Source organism: Pseudomonas sp. EZ-C24 (assembly GCF_014525325.1).
Taxonomy (GTDB): Bacteria; Pseudomonadota; Gammaproteobacteria; order Pseudomonadales; family Pseudomonadaceae; genus Aquipseudomonas; species Aquipseudomonas shirazensis.
Window position 1 is genome coordinate 25,542 of the sequence record NZ_JACDIU010000008.1, and the last position, 17,177, is coordinate 42,718.

Below are 17,177 nucleotides of genomic sequence, written 5' to 3' on the forward strand. Positions count from 1 at the left end.
TGCCATGACTACTGCGACCGCGCAACTGCGGGCCTCACCCCTGGACGCCGTGCAGCGCTGGTTACCTAAACTGGTGCTGGCGCCAACCATGGTCATCATCCTGGTGGGCTTCTACGGTTATATCCTGTGGACCTTTGTCCTCTCGTTCACCACCTCGACCTTTTTGCCCAATTACAAATGGGCAGGGCTGGCGCAATACGCACGCCTGCTCGACAACGACCGCTGGTGGGTGGCGAGCAAGAACCTGCTGGTGTTCGGCAGCCTGTTCATCGGCATCAGCCTGGTCATCGGAGTACTGCTGGCGATCCTGCTGGACCAGCGTATCCGCCGCGAAGGGTTTATCCGCACCATCTATCTGTACCCGATGGCGCTGTCGATGATCGTCACCGGCACCGCCTGGAAGTGGCTGCTCAACCCGGGTATGGGCCTGGACAAGCTGATGCGCGACTGGGGCTGGGAAGGCTTTCGCCTGGACTGGCTGATCGACCCCGACCGGGTCGTGTACTGCCTGGTGATCGCTGCCGTTTGGCAAGCCTCCGGGTTCATCATGGCAATGTTTCTGGCCGGCCTGCGCGGGGTCGATCAGTCGATCATCCGCGCGGCGCAGATCGACGGTGCGAGCTTGCCGCGGATCTATTGGCAGGTGGTTCTGCCCAGCCTGCGCCCGGTATTTTTCAGTGCGGTGATGATCCTTTCGCACATCGCCATCAAGAGCTTTGACCTGGTGGCGGCGATGACCGCTGGCGGCCCGGGTTACTCGTCCGACCTGCCGGCCATGTTCATGTACTCGTTCACCTTCAGCCGTGGCCAGATGGGCATGGGTTCGGCCAGCGCGATCCTCATGCTGGGCGCGATCCTGGCGATTCTGGTGCCTTACCTGTACTCGGAACTGAGGAACAAACGCCATGACTAGCCGCCTCGACAAACCGGCCATCAGCCTCAGTCGGCTGGCCATTCATGCGGTATTGCTGTTTGCCGTGCTGCTGTACCTGGTGCCGCTGGTGGTGATGCTGCTGACCAGCTTCAAGACCCCGGAAGACATCGGCAGCGGCAACCTGCTCAGTTGGCCGGCGGTGGTCACCAGCATCGGCTGGGCCAAGGCCTGGGCCACGGTCAGTGGCTATTTCTGGAACTCGATCATGATCACCGTACCGGCGGTGCTGATCTCTACCGCGCTCGGCGCACTCAATGGCTACGTGCTGGCGATGTGGCGTTTCCGTGGCTCGCAGGTGTTCTTCGGCCTGCTGCTGTTTGGCTGCTTCCTGCCGTTCCAGACCGTGCTGCTGCCAGCCTCGTTCACCCTCGGCAAGCTCGGCCTGGCCAACACCACCGCTGGCCTGGTGCTGGTGCATGTGGTGTATGGCCTGGCGTTCACCACGCTGTTTTTCCGCAACTACTACGTGACCATCCCCGATGCGTTGGTGAAGGCGGCGCGGCTGGATGGTGCCGGGTTTTTCACCATCTTCGGGCGGATCATTCTGCCGATGTCGACGCCGATCATCATGGTCTGCCTGATCTGGCAGTTCACCCAGATCTGGAACGATTTTCTGTTCGGCGTGGTGTTCTCCAGCGGCGATTCGCAACCGATCACCGTGGCCCTCAACAACCTGGTCAACACCAGCACTGGGGCCAAGGAATACAACGTCGACATGGCCGCGGCAATGATCGCCGGCCTGCCAACCCTGCTGGTCTATGTGGTCGCAGGCAAGTATTTCGTGCGCGGCCTGAGCGCCGGCGCAGTCAAGGGGTAAGTCATGGCCACACTCGAACTTCGCAACGTCAACAAGACCTACGGCACTGGTGTGCCAGACACACTGAAAGACATCCAGCTGGCGATCAAGGACGGTGAGTTTCTGATCCTGGTCGGCCCTTCCGGCTGCGGCAAGTCGACCTTGATGAACTGCATCGCTGGCCTGGAGAGCATCAGCGGCGGGGCGATCCTGATCGATGGCGACGACGTCAGCGGCATGAGCCCGAAGGATCGCGACATCGCCATGGTGTTCCAGTCGTACGCGCTGTATCCGACCATGAGCGTGCGCGACAACATCGCCTTCGGTCTGAAGATCCGCAAGCTGCCCCAGGCAGCCATCGACGAAGAAGTGGCGCGGGTAGCCAAGCTGCTGCAGATCGAACACCTGCTCACGCGCAAGCCGGGCCAGCTCTCCGGCGGCCAGCAGCAGCGCGTGGCGATGGGCCGGGCGCTGGCACGGCGGCCGAAGATCTACCTGTTCGACGAGCCGCTGTCCAACCTCGACGCCAAGCTGCGGGTTGAGATGCGCACCGAAATCAAGCTGATGCACCAACGGCTGAAAACCACCACGGTGTACGTCACCCATGACCAGATCGAGGCGATGACCCTGGGCGACAAGGTGGCGGTGATGAAGGACGGCATTATCCAGCAGTTCGGCACCCCGCAGCAGATCTACAACGACCCGGCCAACCAGTTTGTCGCCAGCTTCATCGGCTCGCCGCCGATGAACTTCGTGCCGGTGCACCTGCGCGAGCAGGGCGGGCGTGTGCTGGCGCTGCTCGACAGTGGCCAGGCGCGCTGCGAGCTGGTGCTGGGCGCGGCCAGCCAAGGCTTCGATGGCCGTGAAGTGATTCTCGGCATTCGTCCCGAGCAGATCAGCCTCGGTGCAGGGGAGTGCGACGGCCTGTCGCTGTTGCGCGCCGAAGTCCAGATCACCGAGCCGACCGGGCCGGACCTGCTGGTCTTCGTCACCGTCAACCAGACCAAGCTGTGCTGCCGGCTGGCGCCGGATATCAGCTGCCAGGTCGGCGACACCCTCAACCTGCAGCTGGACCCGGCACGGGTGCTGCTGTTCGACGCGCAAACCGGTGAGCGCCTGCACCTGGCTCGCCACGCCGCACCCTTGCAAGACAACGTTGCCCACATCGCGGGCCGTTGATTGGACCCTTCATAACAAGAAAAGAGGACGCACAGGGATGGAACATCGCAATCGCATCAGCACGTTGGGTTCGCTGGCCTTGCTGGCCGTGGTCGGCAGCAGCAGCGTACAGGCCGCCGAGGCCTTCTCCAGCGAATCGAAATGGATGAGTGGCGACTGGGGCGGCACCCGCACCGAGCTGCTCGACAAGGGCTACGACTTCACCCTCGACTACGTCGGTGAGGTCGCCGGCAACCTCAATGGCGGTTACAACGACGACAAGACTGCGCGCTACAGCGACCAGTTCGCCCTCGGCATGCACCTGGACCTGGAGAAAATCCTTGGCTGGCACGACACCGAGTTCAAGCTGGCGGTCACCGAGCGCAGCGGCCGCAACCTGTCCAACGACCGTATCAGCGACCCGCGCGCCGGTCAGTTCAGTTCGGTGCAGGAAGTCTGGGGCCGCGGCCAGACCTGGCGGCTGACCCAGATGTGGATCAAGCAGAAGTATTTCGATGGCGCGCTGGACGTCAAATTCGGCCGCTACGGCCCGGGCGAGGACTTCAACAGCTTCCCTTGCGACTTCCAGAACCTGGCGTTCTGCGGCTCGCAGGTGGGTAACTGGGTCGGCGGCATCTGGTACAACTGGCCGGTCAGCCAGTGGGCATTGCGGGTCAAGTACAACATCACCCCGGAAGTCTTCGTGCAGGTCGGTGCGTTCGAGCAGAACCCGTCCAACCTCGAAACCGGCAACGGCTTCAAGCTCAGCGGCAGTGGCACCAAAGGCGCGATCATTCCGGTCGAGGCGGTCTGGCAGCCCAAGGTCAATGGCCTACCGGGTGAATACCGCCTGGGTTATTACTACAGCACGGCCTCGGCCGATGACGTCTACAAGGATGTCAACGGCAACGCCCAGGGCATCAGCGGCGTCGGCTTCAAGTCGCACTCGAGCAAGCACGGCTGGTGGGTGGTGGCCCAGCAGCAAGTCACTGCACATGCCGGTGACGTCAACCGCGGCCTGAGCCTGTTCGCCAACTTCACCGTGCACGACAAGGCCACCAACGTGGTCGACAACTACCAGCAAGTCGGCATGGTCTACAAAGGCGCTTTCGATTCACGGCCCAAGGATGACATCGGCTTCGGCATCGCTCGGATCCACGTCAACGATGACGTGAAAAAGCGCGCCGAGCAGCTCAACGCACAGAGCGGTATCAGTGATTACAACGACATGGGCTTTGTGCCGCTGCAGCGCACCGAGTACAACGCCGAGCTGTACTACGGCTTCCACGTCACCAACTGGCTGACCGTGCGGCCCAACCTGCAGTACATCAAAAGCCCAGGTGGGGTTGATGAAGTCGACAACGCGCTGGTCGCAGGGCTGAAGATTCAGTCGTCATTCTGAGGCTAAATGTTGTAAATTTACGCCATCGTAGCGACCGCACTGCGGTCGCTTGTCGCCCAGCCGTTGTCACGCAGGCTGTTTCAGCAGTGCGTGGCGACGCGTTTGGCCGGCAACCGCGGCCCTAATGACAACAAGAGTTACCAGCCATGCCCGAACATCCGCTCCACTGCTTGTTCACCCCGCAGCGGCCCAGGCCCGTCTTCGAGTGGGAGCGTCATCAACAGCGCGATGTCCTTGTCATCGATCACCCGCATTGCCAGGCGGTGTTCAGCCGTCAGGGTGCGCAATTGCTGCACTTTCAGCCGAGCGGCGAACGGCCGTGGTTGTGGTGCGCCGAGCAATGGCCGCAAGTTGGCGCGATCCGCGGGGGAGTGCCGGTGTGCTGGCCCTGGTACGGGCGTCACCCCAGCGAAGACCTGTGGCCTACCCATGGTTGGGCCCGGCTACTGGACTGGAAGCTGCTGAGCAGCACATCCGACGATGACGGTGTGACCCTGGTGTGGCAGTTGCAGCTGTGTGAGTGGCAGGTCGACCTGCACGCGCGGCTCGGCAAGAACATGGAGCTCAAGCTCAGCACCGTGCATCAGGACAGTGAAACCTGCCAATTGAGTCATGCTCTGCTGGCTTACTGGCGTATTAGTGACGTTGCCAAGATAGCGCTGTCTGGGCTCGAAAACATTGAAGGTTATGACCAGCTGAGCCGGCAGAGCTGCCGGCAGAAGGGCGCCTTGAAGGTCGGTGGCGGGTGCCAGCGAGTGTATCCAGGCACCTCATCGGTGCAGTTGCACGACCCGACCTGGGACCGCGAGCTGTGCATCGATACCGGCGACAGCGACGACACCGTGGTCTGGCACCCCGGCAGCCGTCCGCTGATGGGCGTCAGTGGCCGCGAGAGTCAGCGCTTCGTCTGTGTCGAAGCCGCCAGCGGCAGCACCGCTGGCCTGAGCCTGGCGCCGGGCGAGCAGGCGCACCTGAGCCTGCAGGCGCACCGGCTCAATTGAGCTCGTCGTCCTCGATTGGGTAGCGGCTGGCGTTGAGGCTCTCTTTGATCTTGCGCAGGTGCGGCTGGAAGTCGACGCCGCGGCGCAGGGTCATGCCGGTGGCCAGTACGTCGAGCACGGTCAGTTGGATGATCCGCGAAGTCATCGGCATGTAGATGTCGGTGTCCTCCGGCAGCGGGATATGCAGGCTCATGCTGCAGGCGTTGGCCAGCGGCGAGCCGGCGGCGGTCAGGCCGAGCACCGAGGCGCCGTTTTCGCGAGCGACGCGGGCAACCTCGACCAGCTCACGGGTGCGTCCGGTGTAGGAGATGATCACGAACAGGTCGCCGGTGTGTGCTACCGAGGCGAGCATGCGCTGCATCAGCACGTCGGCGTGGGCCGACACGGCCAGGTTGAAGCGGAAGAACTTGTGCTGGGCGTCCAGTGCCACCGGGGCCGAGGCGCCGAGGCCGAAGAAGTGGATCTGGCGGGCCTGGATCATCATGTCGACGGCGCGGCTGACCTGCTGCGGGTCGAGTTGCTGGCAGGCACTGTCGAGCGAGGCGATGGCGCTGCCGAAGATCTTCTGGGTGTAGGCAGCCGGATCATCATCAGCCTCGACCGCACGGCTGACGTAGGCGGCGCCGCTGGCCAGGCTCTGCGCCAGCTGCAGCTTGAGTTCCGGGTAGCCGCTGACGCCGAACGAGCGGCAGAAGCGGTTGACGGTCGGCTCGCTGACCTTGGCCGCCTGGGCCAGTGCGGCGATGCTGAAACGGGTGGCCTGTTGCGGGTTGAGCAGGATGACTTCGGCGACTTTGCGTTCGGCCTTGTTCAGCTCATCGAGGCGTCCCTGGATCTGTTCCAGGAGGTTGCGCACGCGGTCCATGGTATGTCCTTGGGTCGAGAAGACAGCCGGCTGGCGTTACAGCAGGCTTTTTGCAGGGTTGTCTATCGTACTGTCGGTAGGGGTTGATCTACCACTTGTCTGTAACACTTGTCGGTAATGTTGTGGTTTTTACTACATTACCTCTTGAAAAGTGCGGTTGAAAACGATATTCCTAGGCCAACTTTAGGAAAGAACCAACATCATGGCTGCGATCAGTGTTGAACCTTGCACCTTTGCCTTGTTTGGCGCCTTGGGCGACCTGGCACTGCGCAAGCTGTTCCCCGCGCTTTATCAGCTCGACCGTGCCGGCCTCCTGCACGCCGATTCGCGCTTGCTGGCGCTGGCCCGCGAGGCCGGTGACAGCCAGCAGCACCTGGCCAACATCGAAGCGCACCTGCGCCGGTTTGTGCCCGATGCCGATATTGAAGCGGCTACGCTTGGGCGCTTTTTGGCCCGGCTGAGCTACCTGCATCTGGATTTCCTCCAACCCGAGGGCTATCAGACCCTCGCTGAACAGGCCGCCCCAGGCGTGCCGCTGATCGCCTACTTTGCCACCCCGGCGGCGGTGTACGGCGCGATTTGCGAGAACCTCGACAAGGCCGGCCTGGTCGAGCGCACCCGGGTGGTGCTGGAAAAACCCATCGGGCACGATCTTGAGTCATCGCGGCGGGTCAACGACGCGGTGGCGCGGTTCTTCCCCGAGAGCCGGGTCTATCGCATCGACCACTATCTGGGCAAGGAGACGGTGCAGAACCTGATCGCCCTGCGCTTCGCCAACAGCCTGTTCGAGACTCAGTGGAACCAGAATTCGATCTCTCATGTGGAGATCACCGTGGCCGAAAAGGTCGGTATCGAAGGCCGTTGGGGCTACTTCGACAAGGCCGGCCAGCTACGCGACATGATCCAGAACCACTTGCTGCAGCTGCTTTGCCTGATTGCCATGGACCCGCCCAGCGACCTCTCGGCCGACAGTATCCGCGACGAGAAGGTCAAGGTGCTCAAGGCTCTGGCGCCGATCACTGGCGAGGCCCTCAGCACCGCCGTGGTCCGCGGCCAGTACATCGCCGGTTACAGCGATGGCAAGCCAGTGCCGGGCTACCTCGAAGAAGACAATGCCAACGCCCAGAGCGACACCGAAACCTTCGTCGCCCTGCGTGCCGATATCCGCAACTGGCGCTGGTCGGGGGTGCCGTTCTACCTGCGCACCGGCAAGCGTATGCCCGGCAAGCTGTCGCAGATCGTCATCCACTTCAAGGAAACCCCGCACTATATCTTCGCTCCGGAACAGCGCTTGCAGATCGGCAACAAGCTGATCATCCGCCTGCAGCCGGACGAAGGTATTTCGCTGCGGGTGATGACCAAGGAGCAGGGCCTGGACAAGGGCATGCAACTGCGCAGCGGCCCGCTGCAACTGAATTTTTCCGACACCTGGCGCAGTGCGCGGATTCCGGATGCCTACGAGCGCTTGCTGCTGGAAGTGATGCGCGGCAACCAGAACCTGTTCGTGCGCAAGGACGAAATCGAATATGCCTGGAAGTGGTGCGATCAGCTGATCGCTGGCTGGAAAAACGCCGGCGACGCGCCCAAGCCCTATGCGGCCGGTTCCTGGGGGCCGATGAGCTCGATTGCACTGATCACACGTGATGGGAGGTCATGGTATGGCGATATCTGAACTGCAACTGCCAAGCGTCGTCACGACGCACCAACTGGCTGATGCCAAGGCGTTGGCTGCACGCCTGGCGGCGGATGTCGCCGAGCGTCTGCGCCAGGCCATTGCCAGTAGAGACCAGGCCTGCCTGGTGTTGTCTGGCGGGCGTAGCCCGGTGCCGTTTCTCGAACAGCTGGCCAGCGCCGAGCTGGACTGGAGCAAAGTCACCGTCAGCCTCGCCGACGAGCGCTGGGTGCCGGTCGAGCATGCCGACAGCAATGCTGGCCTGTTGGCCCGGCACCTGTTCAAAGGCCCGGCGGCCAAGGCCCGTTTCATCGGCCTGTATCAAAACGCCGGCAACCTTGAGGCCGCCGCCGAGCAGGCCGATCAAGCCCTCGCCGAGTTGCCGCCGATCGACGTACTGGTGCTGGGCATGGGTGACGATGGCCATACCGCCTCGCTGTTCCCGGCCAGCCCGTTGTTGCGCCAGGGCCTGGCCAAGGTCGGCGAGCAGCGAGTGTTGCCGATGCTTGCGCCCAGCGTCCCGCATCAGCGCCTGAGCATGACCCGCGCCTTGCTGGCCAGCGCTGCCTTTACTGCTTTGTCTGTGCAGGGGGCCGGCAAGCTGGCGACCCTGCGCGCCGCGCTGGCGGGCGATGACCCCAGCGAAATGCCGATTCGCGCCTTTCTTCACGACCCCCTGAGCATCTACTGGTGCCCATGAGCCAAGGATCCACTGTCATGACCACCCTTGAACGCCCCCAGCCTTTGCTGTCGATGGCCGAAAAAACCGCGCGGATCGATGTGATCTGCGCCGCTGCACGGATCCTGCCGGTGATTACCATCGCCCGTGAGCAGGACATCCTGCCGCTGGCCGATGCGCTGGCCGCTGGCGGCATTCGCACGCTGGAAGTAACCCTGCGCTCGCAGCATGGCTTGAAGGCCATTGAAGTGCTGCGCGAGCAGCGCCCGGAACTGTGCATCGGCGCCGGCACTGTGCTCGATCGCGGTATGTTCACTGCTGTCCAGGCCGCAGGCGCGCAGTTTGTGGTGACCCCGGGGATCACTGCCGACATTCTCGCTGCCGGTGTAGAGAGTGACATTCCGCTGTTGCCAGGCATCAGCACGCCGTCGGAGATCATGCAGGGCTACGCCCTCGGTTACCGCCGCTTCAAGCTGTTCCCGGCCGAGATCAGCGGTGGCGTGGCAGCGATCAAGGCCTTTGGCGGGCCGTTTGGCGATATCCGCTTCTGCCCGACCGGCGGCGTCAATCCAGGCAATGTGCGCAACTACATGGCGCTGAACAACGTGATGTGCGTGGGTGGCACCTGGATGCTTGACAGCAGCTGGATCAAGAACGGCGACTGGAACCGCATTACCGAATGCAGCGCCGAGGCGCTGGCATTGTTCGACTGATTGAATTCGTTGTGTGCTGCACGGCTTATGGGGCGCTTGGTCAGCGCCCCTTTTTTTTGGGCCGAACGGCTCTGTGTAGGAGCGGCCTTGCGTCGCGAAAGGCGCGCGTAGCGTGCCCAGCAATCTCGCGGCGCTGCGCAAATCGAGGGGCCGCTGCGCAGCCCTTTCGCGACACAAGGCCGCTCCTACGGGCGGATTGGTCAGGCCAGGCGGAAGCGGCTGACCAGTTGCTGCTGATGCTCGGCCAGGCGCGCCAGTTCCTGGCTGGTGACGGCGGTCTGCTGGGCGCCGGCGCTGACCTGGATGACCAGGTCGTTGATCTCGTTGACGTTGCGGCTGATGTCTTCCGAGACCGCACTCTGCTCTTCAGCGGCCGAGGCGATCTGGATAGTACGGTCGTTGATGGTGGCCACGCCTTCGGCGATATTGCCGAGCAATTCGCCGGCCCGACCGATACGTTCGGCGCCTGACTGCGCCTTGCTCAGGGTCTCCAGCATCGAGGCGTTGGCGCGGTCCGAGCCTGCCTGCAGGTTGCTGATCATCTGCTGGATATTGCCGGTCGACTCCTGAGTGCGCTGAGCCAGCGTGCGCACCTCCGAGGCGACGACAGCAAAGCCACGGCCATGGTCGCCGGCGCGGGCGGCCTCGATGGCGGCGTTGAGGGCGAGCAGGTTGGTTTGCTCGGCGATGCCGCGAATCACGTCCAGCACCGAGGTGATGGCGTCGCTTTCGTCCTTGAGCTCATCGATGATGGTGGCGGTCTGCTGGGCCTGGCTGGACAACTCGCGGATCAGCGTGATGGTGGTTTCGATCTCCTCGCGGCCCACCACGGTGCTGCCATGGATCTGCTGGGAAAGGTTGGCTGCATCGCTGGTGCTCTGGGCCACGTCGCGCACGGTGGCGCTCATTTCATTGATCGCGGTGGCGACCAGTTCGGTGCTCTGGCGTTGCTGTTCGACGCTGCGGCTGGTTTGCAGGGTGACGGCCGACGACTCTTCGGCAGCCGTGGCCACCTGAGCAGTCGCGCTGCCGATCTCCTGGACGATCTCGGTGATCTCCTGGGCCATGCGGTTGAGGTTGGCGGCGATCTGGCCGAATTCGTCCTGGCTGCGATAGTGGGTGCGTGCGGTCAGATCGCGGCCGGCCAGGGCATTCAGGGTGGCGTTGATGTCATGCACCGCCCGGCCCATGCTGCGGATGATCAGCGATGCCAGTAGAGCCACGCAGAATAGCGCCAGCGCTGCACCAATAGCGGTCAGCCAGAGCGCGCGGGCGGCGCCGCTGCGGGCCTGCTCGGCAAGTTGGCCGACGGTCTGCGCCAGGCTGGTTTCGACTTCGCTCATTTGGTCGATGCGTTGGGTCGCAAGTTCAAACCAGGCTTCAGGCTTGGTATTCAGAGGCTGGCCCAGCGGTACGTCGAAACCCAGTTTCTGCAGTTTTGCCACTTCCAGAGCTGCCGGGCTTTGCAGAGCGTTCTGGTATTGGCTCAATACGCCGGCGGGTGCCTTGCGCATAAAACCTTCGCTATAAGCGGTGAATTCACCCAGGTTACGGCTAAAGCGCGATAACAGTGCCGCATCGAAGTGATCCTGATTGAATGCCAGGCCGAGGATAACGCGCTCACGGCCCGCGCGCTCCTTGAGTTCGATAAATTGATTGAGCGCGCTGAGCGCTTGTACCACGGCAGTATCGGTGACGCGGTTTTCCAATGAATGGGTATAGCCGATCAGCTGTTGAATAAGTTCGGTATAACGCAGACTGGATTGCGTGCTGTCGATGCTCAAACCGTCGACCTGGCCACGCAGCGCTGAAAGTTGCTCGAGGCTGCTTAGTGTCTGGCTCAACTCAGCGGATTTTTCCGGCAGGTTGCGCAGTGTTTCCAGTGCAGCGCTGCTGTCCTGGCGAAACTGACCAAGGCGATCGCCCATGTTCTTGCCCTGGCTACCGATGAACACGCCGCTGGCGCCACGCTCGCGTTGCAGGCGGGTGATCAGCTGGCTGATCGACTGGGCGGTGCCGCTGGCGCTGACCGTGGCCTGCATGTCCCGCAGGGTGCGCAGGTTGTCGTTCAGAAACAGGCCGGCTAGCACCAGAAAGCCGAGCAGGGGGAACAGCAATATCAACAACAGTTTCTGGCGTAGCGGTGCGTTGGTCAACATTGGCTTTGGCCTCGATATACTTGTGAGCAGAAGTAAATATGGCGAGTGCCGAAGCTGTTGTTGTCATTGGTGGCACGCAGCCACTATGTTAAATGTTTAATCAAATAAAGCGAAGGTAATAAGCGACGTATTTCGTCGGAGAATTTGCTGCCCAACTTTAGTGCAATAAACAAAGTGTTGATCCATGTCAGTGCATGTTTAATTAGTTGTCGTGTCACAGTAAATAGCTGGACGTTTAGCGCTGCCAGGGTATGCGCGCGGGCGGTGTTTCCAGACAAATCCAGAAGCGGCCCCGGACGGGGCCGCCAGGTAGCGGGGTGTTACTGCGCTGCTTTGGTCAGCAGCGCAGAGAACGCACGCTTGGCATCTTCGACGGCGTCGGCGATTTCCTGCGCGGCTTTGGTCGACTCGGCGCGGTAGGTGGCGGTCAGGCCTTTCATTTCGCTCTGGAACTCCAGGGTAGCCTGGGCCAGGGCGCGCACCGATTCCACCCTCAGGGTCGAGCCATAGCTGGCTTTGACTGCTGCTTCCAGTTGCTTGCTGCCCGACTCGCCCAAGGTTTCCAGGCCCTTGTTGATGCCGTCGGTGGTGGCGTTCAGAGTGTGGGTGGCTTCGGCCATGCCCTTGTTGGCAGTGAACGACACGGCCAGGCTGGTGAGCACCACTTCGTTGGTGGCAAAGAACGACACCATGCGCTGGTACTGGCGCTCCTTGACCACATGCACCTGGCTGATGCGGGCAAACACCATCTCGGCGGTGTTGTAGCCCACGCGCAGATCATCGGCGATGTCCTTGATGATCTGGTAGCGCTTGTCTTCGTCCTGCAACGCCCGAACTGCCTCGTCGCGGCTCAGTTCCAGCGCGGCGCGGCGGGCAGGTTCTGCACCTTCGGCGGCCGTTACGCTGACGTTGGCTGCGTCCAGTGCCTCGGTGCGCTGCTGCAGTGCCTTGGCGGCCAGGGTGAGCACTTCCTGTGCGTCCACTTCGGCGGTTTTCATCGCCAGGCGGAAGTCCGTGTACGACTCCAGAATCTGGCTTTCGCGGCTGATCTGGTCGCTGGCGGCTGCGCTGACGTCCAGGTAGTGCTTGCGGATGTCCTCGAAGCGGCTCGGGATCGAGCCACGGACCATGTGCATCCAGCCCATCTTCAGCCGCTCGAGGGTGTCGAGGCGACCGTCGTCCATCCACGACGCCATGGCGGCGGCATCTTCACGAATCGAGGTGAAGCTGTCGGTGACGTTCATGTAGCGGTCGGAGATGTCCATGCCGGCGATCTGTTCACGCACGGTCTGGTTGAACAGGGTGGCCTGCTGCAACACTGCGGCGATGCCGGTGATGCGCTGGTTGTCATAGTGCGCGACCTTGTTCAGCAGCATCAGTACCGGTGCAGGTTGCGCTGGCTGGCCGAAGGAAATGCCAAGTTTGCGCAGGCCTTCGAGGGCGCGTTCGAGGTATTGGCTCATGGGAGTCCTTGCATGAGTAGGGGTCTGAATGGGATAGCCTAGAAACTGTCGGTGGTGCGGAATCCGCCGCCACCGGAACTGCGCGAGGTGCTGAAGCCGCTGCCGCTGCTGCTGGAGCGGCCGGCAAAGCCTCCGGAGGAGTACGAGTTCGAGATGTACGAAGATTTACGAGAGTACTGCGTCTCGTAGTCGCGGCCCTCATCAAGTATTTCTTCAACCGCCTCCTGATCCAGCGCGCCGCGCATGTATTCGCCGAGAATGTGCTTGATTGGCTGATCCAGCGTGTACTCGCATTCATCGTCCAGGAAGTCCTGGTCGCGCAGGCCGTGCTCGATGGCCTTGGCGCGTTCGTAGTAGTGGCGTCGATCCGCTACCCGGTCCTGCAGGCTTTTCTGGCCTTGTCGGAACGCATTCAGGCGCCCGTGCAGCAGTTGCAGCTCGCTCACCAACACGTCGTCACGAGGGTCCGGCGTTTGTGCGGCGGCGGCGATCAGCTCGGCCATTGGGCGCGCCTTGAGCCGCTCGGTGATGGTCTGGCGGATGCCCGTCAGGTAGGGGTCGCGCTGTTCGGCGAATTCGATCAACTGCGCCTGCAGGGACGTGGCGCGGGCCTTGGATTCGCTCAGCAGAGTGCTCAGCGCCTGCTCCTCGGTCTGCAGTTTTGGCATGCCGAGCTTTTCGCAGGCTTGCTCCAGGTGCGGTTGATACTGCGCCTGCAGTTGCTCGCGTATCGCGCTGCGGGCCTGGCGCGCGCTTTCGTTGCGCGCCTGCATGGTCAGCAGGATCTGCTCGTTGGCTTGGTTGCGCTGAAAGTCGACGCACCTGGCCAGGTAGTTGTCGAGCGGGCGCTGCAGTGGCTTGGGGCGGTAGCGGTCGGTGCCGTAGTCGCGCGCTTTGAGGTAACTGTACAGCCGGCTGCCGGCGTAGCCTTGCAACTTGGTCTCGCACTCATCGCGAATCTCTTCGTAGCTGCTGCGGCCGCCTTGTTCGGCCTGCTGGGCGGCCTCAAGCTGCGTGAGCAACAGGCGCGCCTCAGGATTCTGTTCAAGCTGCTCCTGCACCTGCTTTTCGAGCTGGGCGATATCCTGGCGCAGCGCATCGTGTTTGGGCAGCGTATTGCCGATGACTTGCTCAGCCTGCTTCAAGGCCTGAACCAGTGCGGTCTGGGCCTGCTCGCGTTGTTCCAGCTGCTGGCGGGTGCGTGCATCCAGTGCGGCGGTGTCGTGCAATTGCAGGCTGGCGATGTCGCCCAGCTTCGAGGCTATCTGGTGTTCGAGCTGGGCCTCGTGCTCGGACCCTGCATATAGCGCCTGTTCGGCCTCGCGCAGTCGCTGTTCGGCCCGGTGTGAGTTGTCTTCGAGGGCGCGCGCGAGTTCGCTCGGGGTCATGGTTACCACTCCAGGATCATTTGAAGGGGAATGGTGCCCTTAGGGAAGTAAGGCACCAGACTGTTGACGGGTTTTATGCCCATCATCAGGTCGCTGATATGGCCGTCGTCGAGCTTGTCCTCGCGCACTTTGAGGTAGCTGTCATAGCCGACGCGCACGGCGAACAGTTTGCTCCAGCGGGTCTCACCGGTTTCTATGCTGGTCACCTCCATCAGCGCCGGCTTGCCAGCGACGTCGAGCGGCTCGACCACCAAGTACCAGGCCTTGCCGCGCGTGCTGTTGCTGCTGCAGCCAGCCGCCTCGTAGCAGCGTTCGACCCCAGACTTGACCCCAGGGCGATCAACTATTTGGATAGTCAGCGGCTGGGCAGCGTAATCGAGGTAATACTTGAGCGAATCGAGGTTGCTGTTGGCTGCCTTCAGGCGTCCCGCAGCGATGTTCTCGCTGGCTTTCTCGCTCCATCTGAAGATCCGCTGGCGGTCGCTGGCGGGCAGCGCCGTGGCGTTGAGCCGGGTAAGCAGTCGCTGCTGATAGTCCTGGCTTGCGCTGACATTGAGCGCACTGAGATTCTCGCGCTGCTCCATCAGGGCGTTGCCGCCGAGGATCAGCAGGCCAAACAGCAGTAGGGTGAAGGCCCAGGTTAGCAGCAACCGCCGTGCCATGATCAGGCGCACCAGCAGGCGTTGCTTGCGACTCAGGGGCGGTGCTTCAAACATCAGCCTGCTCGAGAAGAACTGGTGCACACCTTGTTCGATCTGGGCGTCGTTAAAGCGGATGCCGTTGTTCTTGTAGTAGGTACGGATGCGCTCGGCCACATCGGTGCGGCGTTGCGGCAGGTCGAGGTGCTCCTGGATTTCCATCTCGCGATGGCGAAGCTGGTCGACAATTGCCATTGCCGCCATCTGATCGCTTAGCGAGACACTCATCGGTAGCAGTCCTGCAGCTGGCTCATGGGGGTCCTTGCATGAGTGGGAAAAGGCTGCAGCATTATATCCAGTCTTCGCGGCAAAATGATGGCCCCGGCAATAAAACCCAAGCGCACAAAAAAGCCCGCATCGCTGCGGGCTTTTGCACAGGCCGTGGCCTTAGGCGGCTTGCGCCTGTTCCTGGCTCAGTGAGCGGTTCAGGGCACTGAACAGCGCCTTGAAGCTTGCAGTAGTGATGTTTTCATCGATACCTACACCATGCACCGGGCGGCCACCGGCAACGCGCAGCTCGATGTAGGCGGCAGCCTTGGCGTTGGTGCCGGCACCGATGGCATGCTCGTTGTAGTCCATGATTTCTACCGCAACCGGCATGCAGGCAGCCAGCGCTTCCAGCGCGCCGTTGCCCTTGCCGTGCCAGTGCAGGTTGGTTTCGCCTTCACCGGCTACTTCCACTTCGACCTTGCTGCTGCCGTTTTCTTCCTGCAGGCGGTGGCTGACCAGGGCGTACGGGGCGTTGGCCTGGAGGTACTCCTTGTGCAGCAGCTTGTAGATCTGCTGGGCGGTCATTTCCAGGCCCAGGCGATCGGTTTCACCCTGTACGACCTGGCTGAACTCGATCTGCATGCGGCGTGGCAGGCTGATGCCGTACTCCTGCTCGAGCAGGTAGGTGATGCCGCCTTTGCCCGACTGGCTGTTGACGCGGATCACCGCCTCGTAGCTGCGGCCAATGTCGGCCGGGTCAATCGGCAAGTACGGCACTTCCCACAGCTCGCCTTCCTGCTGCTTGGTGAAACCTTTGCGAATGGCGTCCTGGTGCGAGCCGGAGAACGCGGTGTGGACCAGGTCGCCAACATACGGGTGACGCGGATGCACCGGCAGCTGGTTGCACTCCTCGACGACCTTGCGTACGCCGTCGATGTCGGAGAAGTCCAGCTGTGGGTCGATACCCTGGGTGTAGAGGTTCAGCGCCAGGGTCACCAGGTCGACGTTGCCGGTGCGCTCGCCGTTGCCGAACAGGCAGCCTTCGGCGCGGTCGGCACCGGCCATCAGGCCCAGCTCGGTGGCAGCAATGCCAGTGCCACGGTCGTTGTGGCAGTGCAGGCTGATGATCACGCTGTCGCGGCGATTGACGTTGCGGCAGAACCATTCGATCTGGTCGGCGTAGATATTCGGCGTGGCCACTTCAACGGTAGCTGGCAGGTTGAAGATGATCTTGTGCTCAGGCGTCGGGTTCCACACTTCGGTCACGGCGTCGCAGACTTCCTTGGCGAACTCCAGTTCGGTGGCGCTGAAGGTCTCTGGCGAGTACTGGAAGGTCCAGTGCGTCTCGGGCTGCTGCGCTGCGTATTTGACGAACAGCTTGGCGGCGTTGACGGCGATGTCCTTGACGCCTTGCTTGTCCTGGTTGAAGACAATGCGGCGGAACGACGGGCTGGTGGCGTTGTACAGGTGGACAATGGCCTTTTTCGCCCCACGCAGCGACTCGAAGGTGCGTGCGATCAGGTCTTCGCGGGCCTGGGTCAGTACCTGGATGGTGGTGTCATCCGGGATGTGGCCGCCTTCGATCAAGGTGCGCACGAAGTCGAAATCAGTCTGCGAGGCAGACGGGAACGACGCTTCGATTTCTTTCACGCCAACCTGCACCAGCGTCTTCCAGAAACGCAGCTTCTTCTCCGCGTCCATCGGCTCGATCAGCGACTGGTTGCCATCACGCAGGTCCGAGCTGCACCAGATCGGCGCTTCGGTGATGGTCTTGGATGGCCAGGTGCGGTCGGGCAAATCGATGGTGGGGAAGGCGCGATATTTCTTCGACGGGTCTTTGAGCATGGTCATGCGAATAATCCTTTTGGGTGCGGCCGAGATCGGGCCTGCCGGACGATAACGAGATGAATAGGCGAGGCGACGCGATTCACCCTGGTAGTCGGGCACTGACCAGGCAGAGGCTGCGGTGTTGGCGGAGCAAAATGAGGGTGCTAGAGGTTTTCATGGCTTCAACCCTAACCACAGCGGTGAGGGTTGGC

At 62.2% G+C, this 17,177-nt stretch carries 14 protein-coding genes and 1 pseudogene; 8 read left to right on the forward strand and 7 right to left on the reverse strand.

Annotation, left to right across the window (positions count from 1 at the left end; translation table 11 throughout):
* The first annotated feature begins 4 nt into the window (after window positions 1-4).
* From IDM28_RS04930 to IDM28_RS04950, 5 genes are all read left to right on the forward strand, one after another.
* Window positions 5-913: a carbohydrate ABC transporter permease gene (locus IDM28_RS04930; protein ID WP_101316973.1), complete on the forward strand. Its 909-nt coding sequence runs from the start codon at window positions 5-7 to the stop codon at window positions 911-913.
* Complete coding sequence (locus IDM28_RS04935; protein WP_101316975.1) at window positions 906-1,751, forward strand: carbohydrate ABC transporter permease; 846 nt, start codon at window positions 906-908, stop codon at window positions 1,749-1,751. Before IDM28_RS04930 ends, IDM28_RS04935 begins: the two co-directional genes overlap by 8 nt.
* A 3-nt stretch (window positions 1,752-1,754) precedes the next feature.
* Window positions 1,755-2,909, forward strand: a complete 1,155-nt coding sequence (locus tag IDM28_RS04940) for an ABC transporter ATP-binding protein (RefSeq protein ID WP_188035478.1) — start codon at window positions 1,755-1,757, stop codon at window positions 2,907-2,909.
* A 37-nt stretch (window positions 2,910-2,946) separates the two neighbouring features.
* Window positions 2,947-4,290, forward strand: a complete 1,344-nt coding sequence (locus tag IDM28_RS04945; RefSeq protein WP_101316979.1) for a carbohydrate porin — start codon at window positions 2,947-2,949, stop codon at window positions 4,288-4,290.
* Window positions 4,291-4,436: 146 nt separating this feature from the next.
* Window positions 4,437-5,291 carry a D-hexose-6-phosphate mutarotase gene (locus IDM28_RS04950; protein WP_150573734.1) on the forward strand — a complete coding sequence of 285 codons (855 nt, stop codon included), beginning with the start codon at window positions 4,437-4,439 and terminating at the stop codon, window positions 5,289-5,291.
* Here the strand turns inward: IDM28_RS04950 and hexR are convergent.
* The gene (gene hexR, locus IDM28_RS04955; RefSeq protein WP_178080816.1) at window positions 5,284-6,147 is read right to left on the reverse strand and encodes a DNA-binding transcriptional regulator HexR; all 864 of its coding nucleotides are present in this window, start codon (window positions 6,145-6,147) and stop codon (window positions 5,284-5,286) included. The two genes, IDM28_RS04950 and hexR, sit on opposite strands and share 8 nt — an antisense overlap.
* 211 nt (window positions 6,148-6,358) lie before the next feature.
* Here hexR and zwf point away from each other — a divergent pair, with 211 nt between their 5' ends.
* From zwf to IDM28_RS04970, 3 genes are read left to right on the forward strand one after another with little or no spacing between them, the layout of a single operon-like run.
* Window positions 6,359-7,828 carry a glucose-6-phosphate dehydrogenase gene (zwf, locus tag IDM28_RS04960; protein WP_101316985.1) on the forward strand — a complete coding sequence of 490 codons (1,470 nt, stop codon included), beginning with the start codon at window positions 6,359-6,361 and terminating at the stop codon, window positions 7,826-7,828.
* Window positions 7,815-8,528, forward strand: coding sequence for a 6-phosphogluconolactonase (gene pgl, locus IDM28_RS04965; RefSeq protein WP_181108803.1), 714 nt, complete (start codon window positions 7,815-7,817; stop codon window positions 8,526-8,528). Before zwf ends, pgl begins: the two co-directional genes overlap by 14 nt.
* Before the next feature lie 17 nt (window positions 8,529-8,545).
* Window positions 8,546-9,220 (forward strand): bifunctional 4-hydroxy-2-oxoglutarate aldolase/2-dehydro-3-deoxy-phosphogluconate aldolase, encoded by a 675-nt coding sequence (locus tag IDM28_RS04970; protein ID WP_188035479.1) that lies wholly within the window; start codon window positions 8,546-8,548, stop codon window positions 9,218-9,220.
* A 200-nt stretch (window positions 9,221-9,420) separates the two neighbouring features.
* On the opposite strand, the gene IDM28_RS24140 is transcribed toward IDM28_RS04970, so the two are convergent.
* From IDM28_RS24140 to leuA, 6 genes and pseudogenes are all read right to left on the reverse strand, one after another.
* The gene (locus IDM28_RS24140) at window positions 9,421-10,287 is read right to left on the reverse strand and encodes a methyl-accepting chemotaxis protein (protein WP_409035103.1); all 867 of its coding nucleotides are present in this window, start codon (window positions 10,285-10,287) and stop codon (window positions 9,421-9,423) included.
* A pseudogene (locus tag IDM28_RS24145) lies at window positions 10,282-11,379 on the reverse strand (nitrate- and nitrite sensing domain-containing protein); the annotation flags it as partial. The gene IDM28_RS24140 and the pseudogene IDM28_RS24145, both read right to left, overlap by 6 nt.
* A 320-nt stretch (window positions 11,380-11,699) precedes the next feature.
* Entirely contained in the window at window positions 11,700-12,842 is a 1,143-nt protein-coding gene (locus IDM28_RS04980; protein WP_150571058.1) for a merozoite surface protein 3b, read from the reverse strand.
* Between the two features lie 38 nt (window positions 12,843-12,880).
* Window positions 12,881-14,230 carry a hypothetical protein gene (locus IDM28_RS04985; RefSeq protein WP_188035481.1) on the reverse strand — a complete coding sequence of 450 codons (1,350 nt, stop codon included), beginning with the start codon at window positions 14,228-14,230 and terminating at the stop codon, window positions 12,881-12,883.
* A gap of 2 nt (window positions 14,231-14,232) precedes the next feature.
* Entirely contained in the window at window positions 14,233-15,156 is a 924-nt protein-coding gene (locus tag IDM28_RS04990; protein WP_188035482.1) for a DUF6384 family protein, read from the reverse strand.
* Window positions 15,157-15,315: 159 nt separating this feature from the next.
* Window positions 15,316-16,989: a 2-isopropylmalate synthase gene (leuA, locus tag IDM28_RS04995; RefSeq protein WP_188035483.1), complete on the reverse strand. Its 1,674-nt coding sequence runs from the start codon at window positions 16,987-16,989 to the stop codon at window positions 15,316-15,318.
* Window positions 16,990-17,177 lie beyond the last annotated feature (188 nt).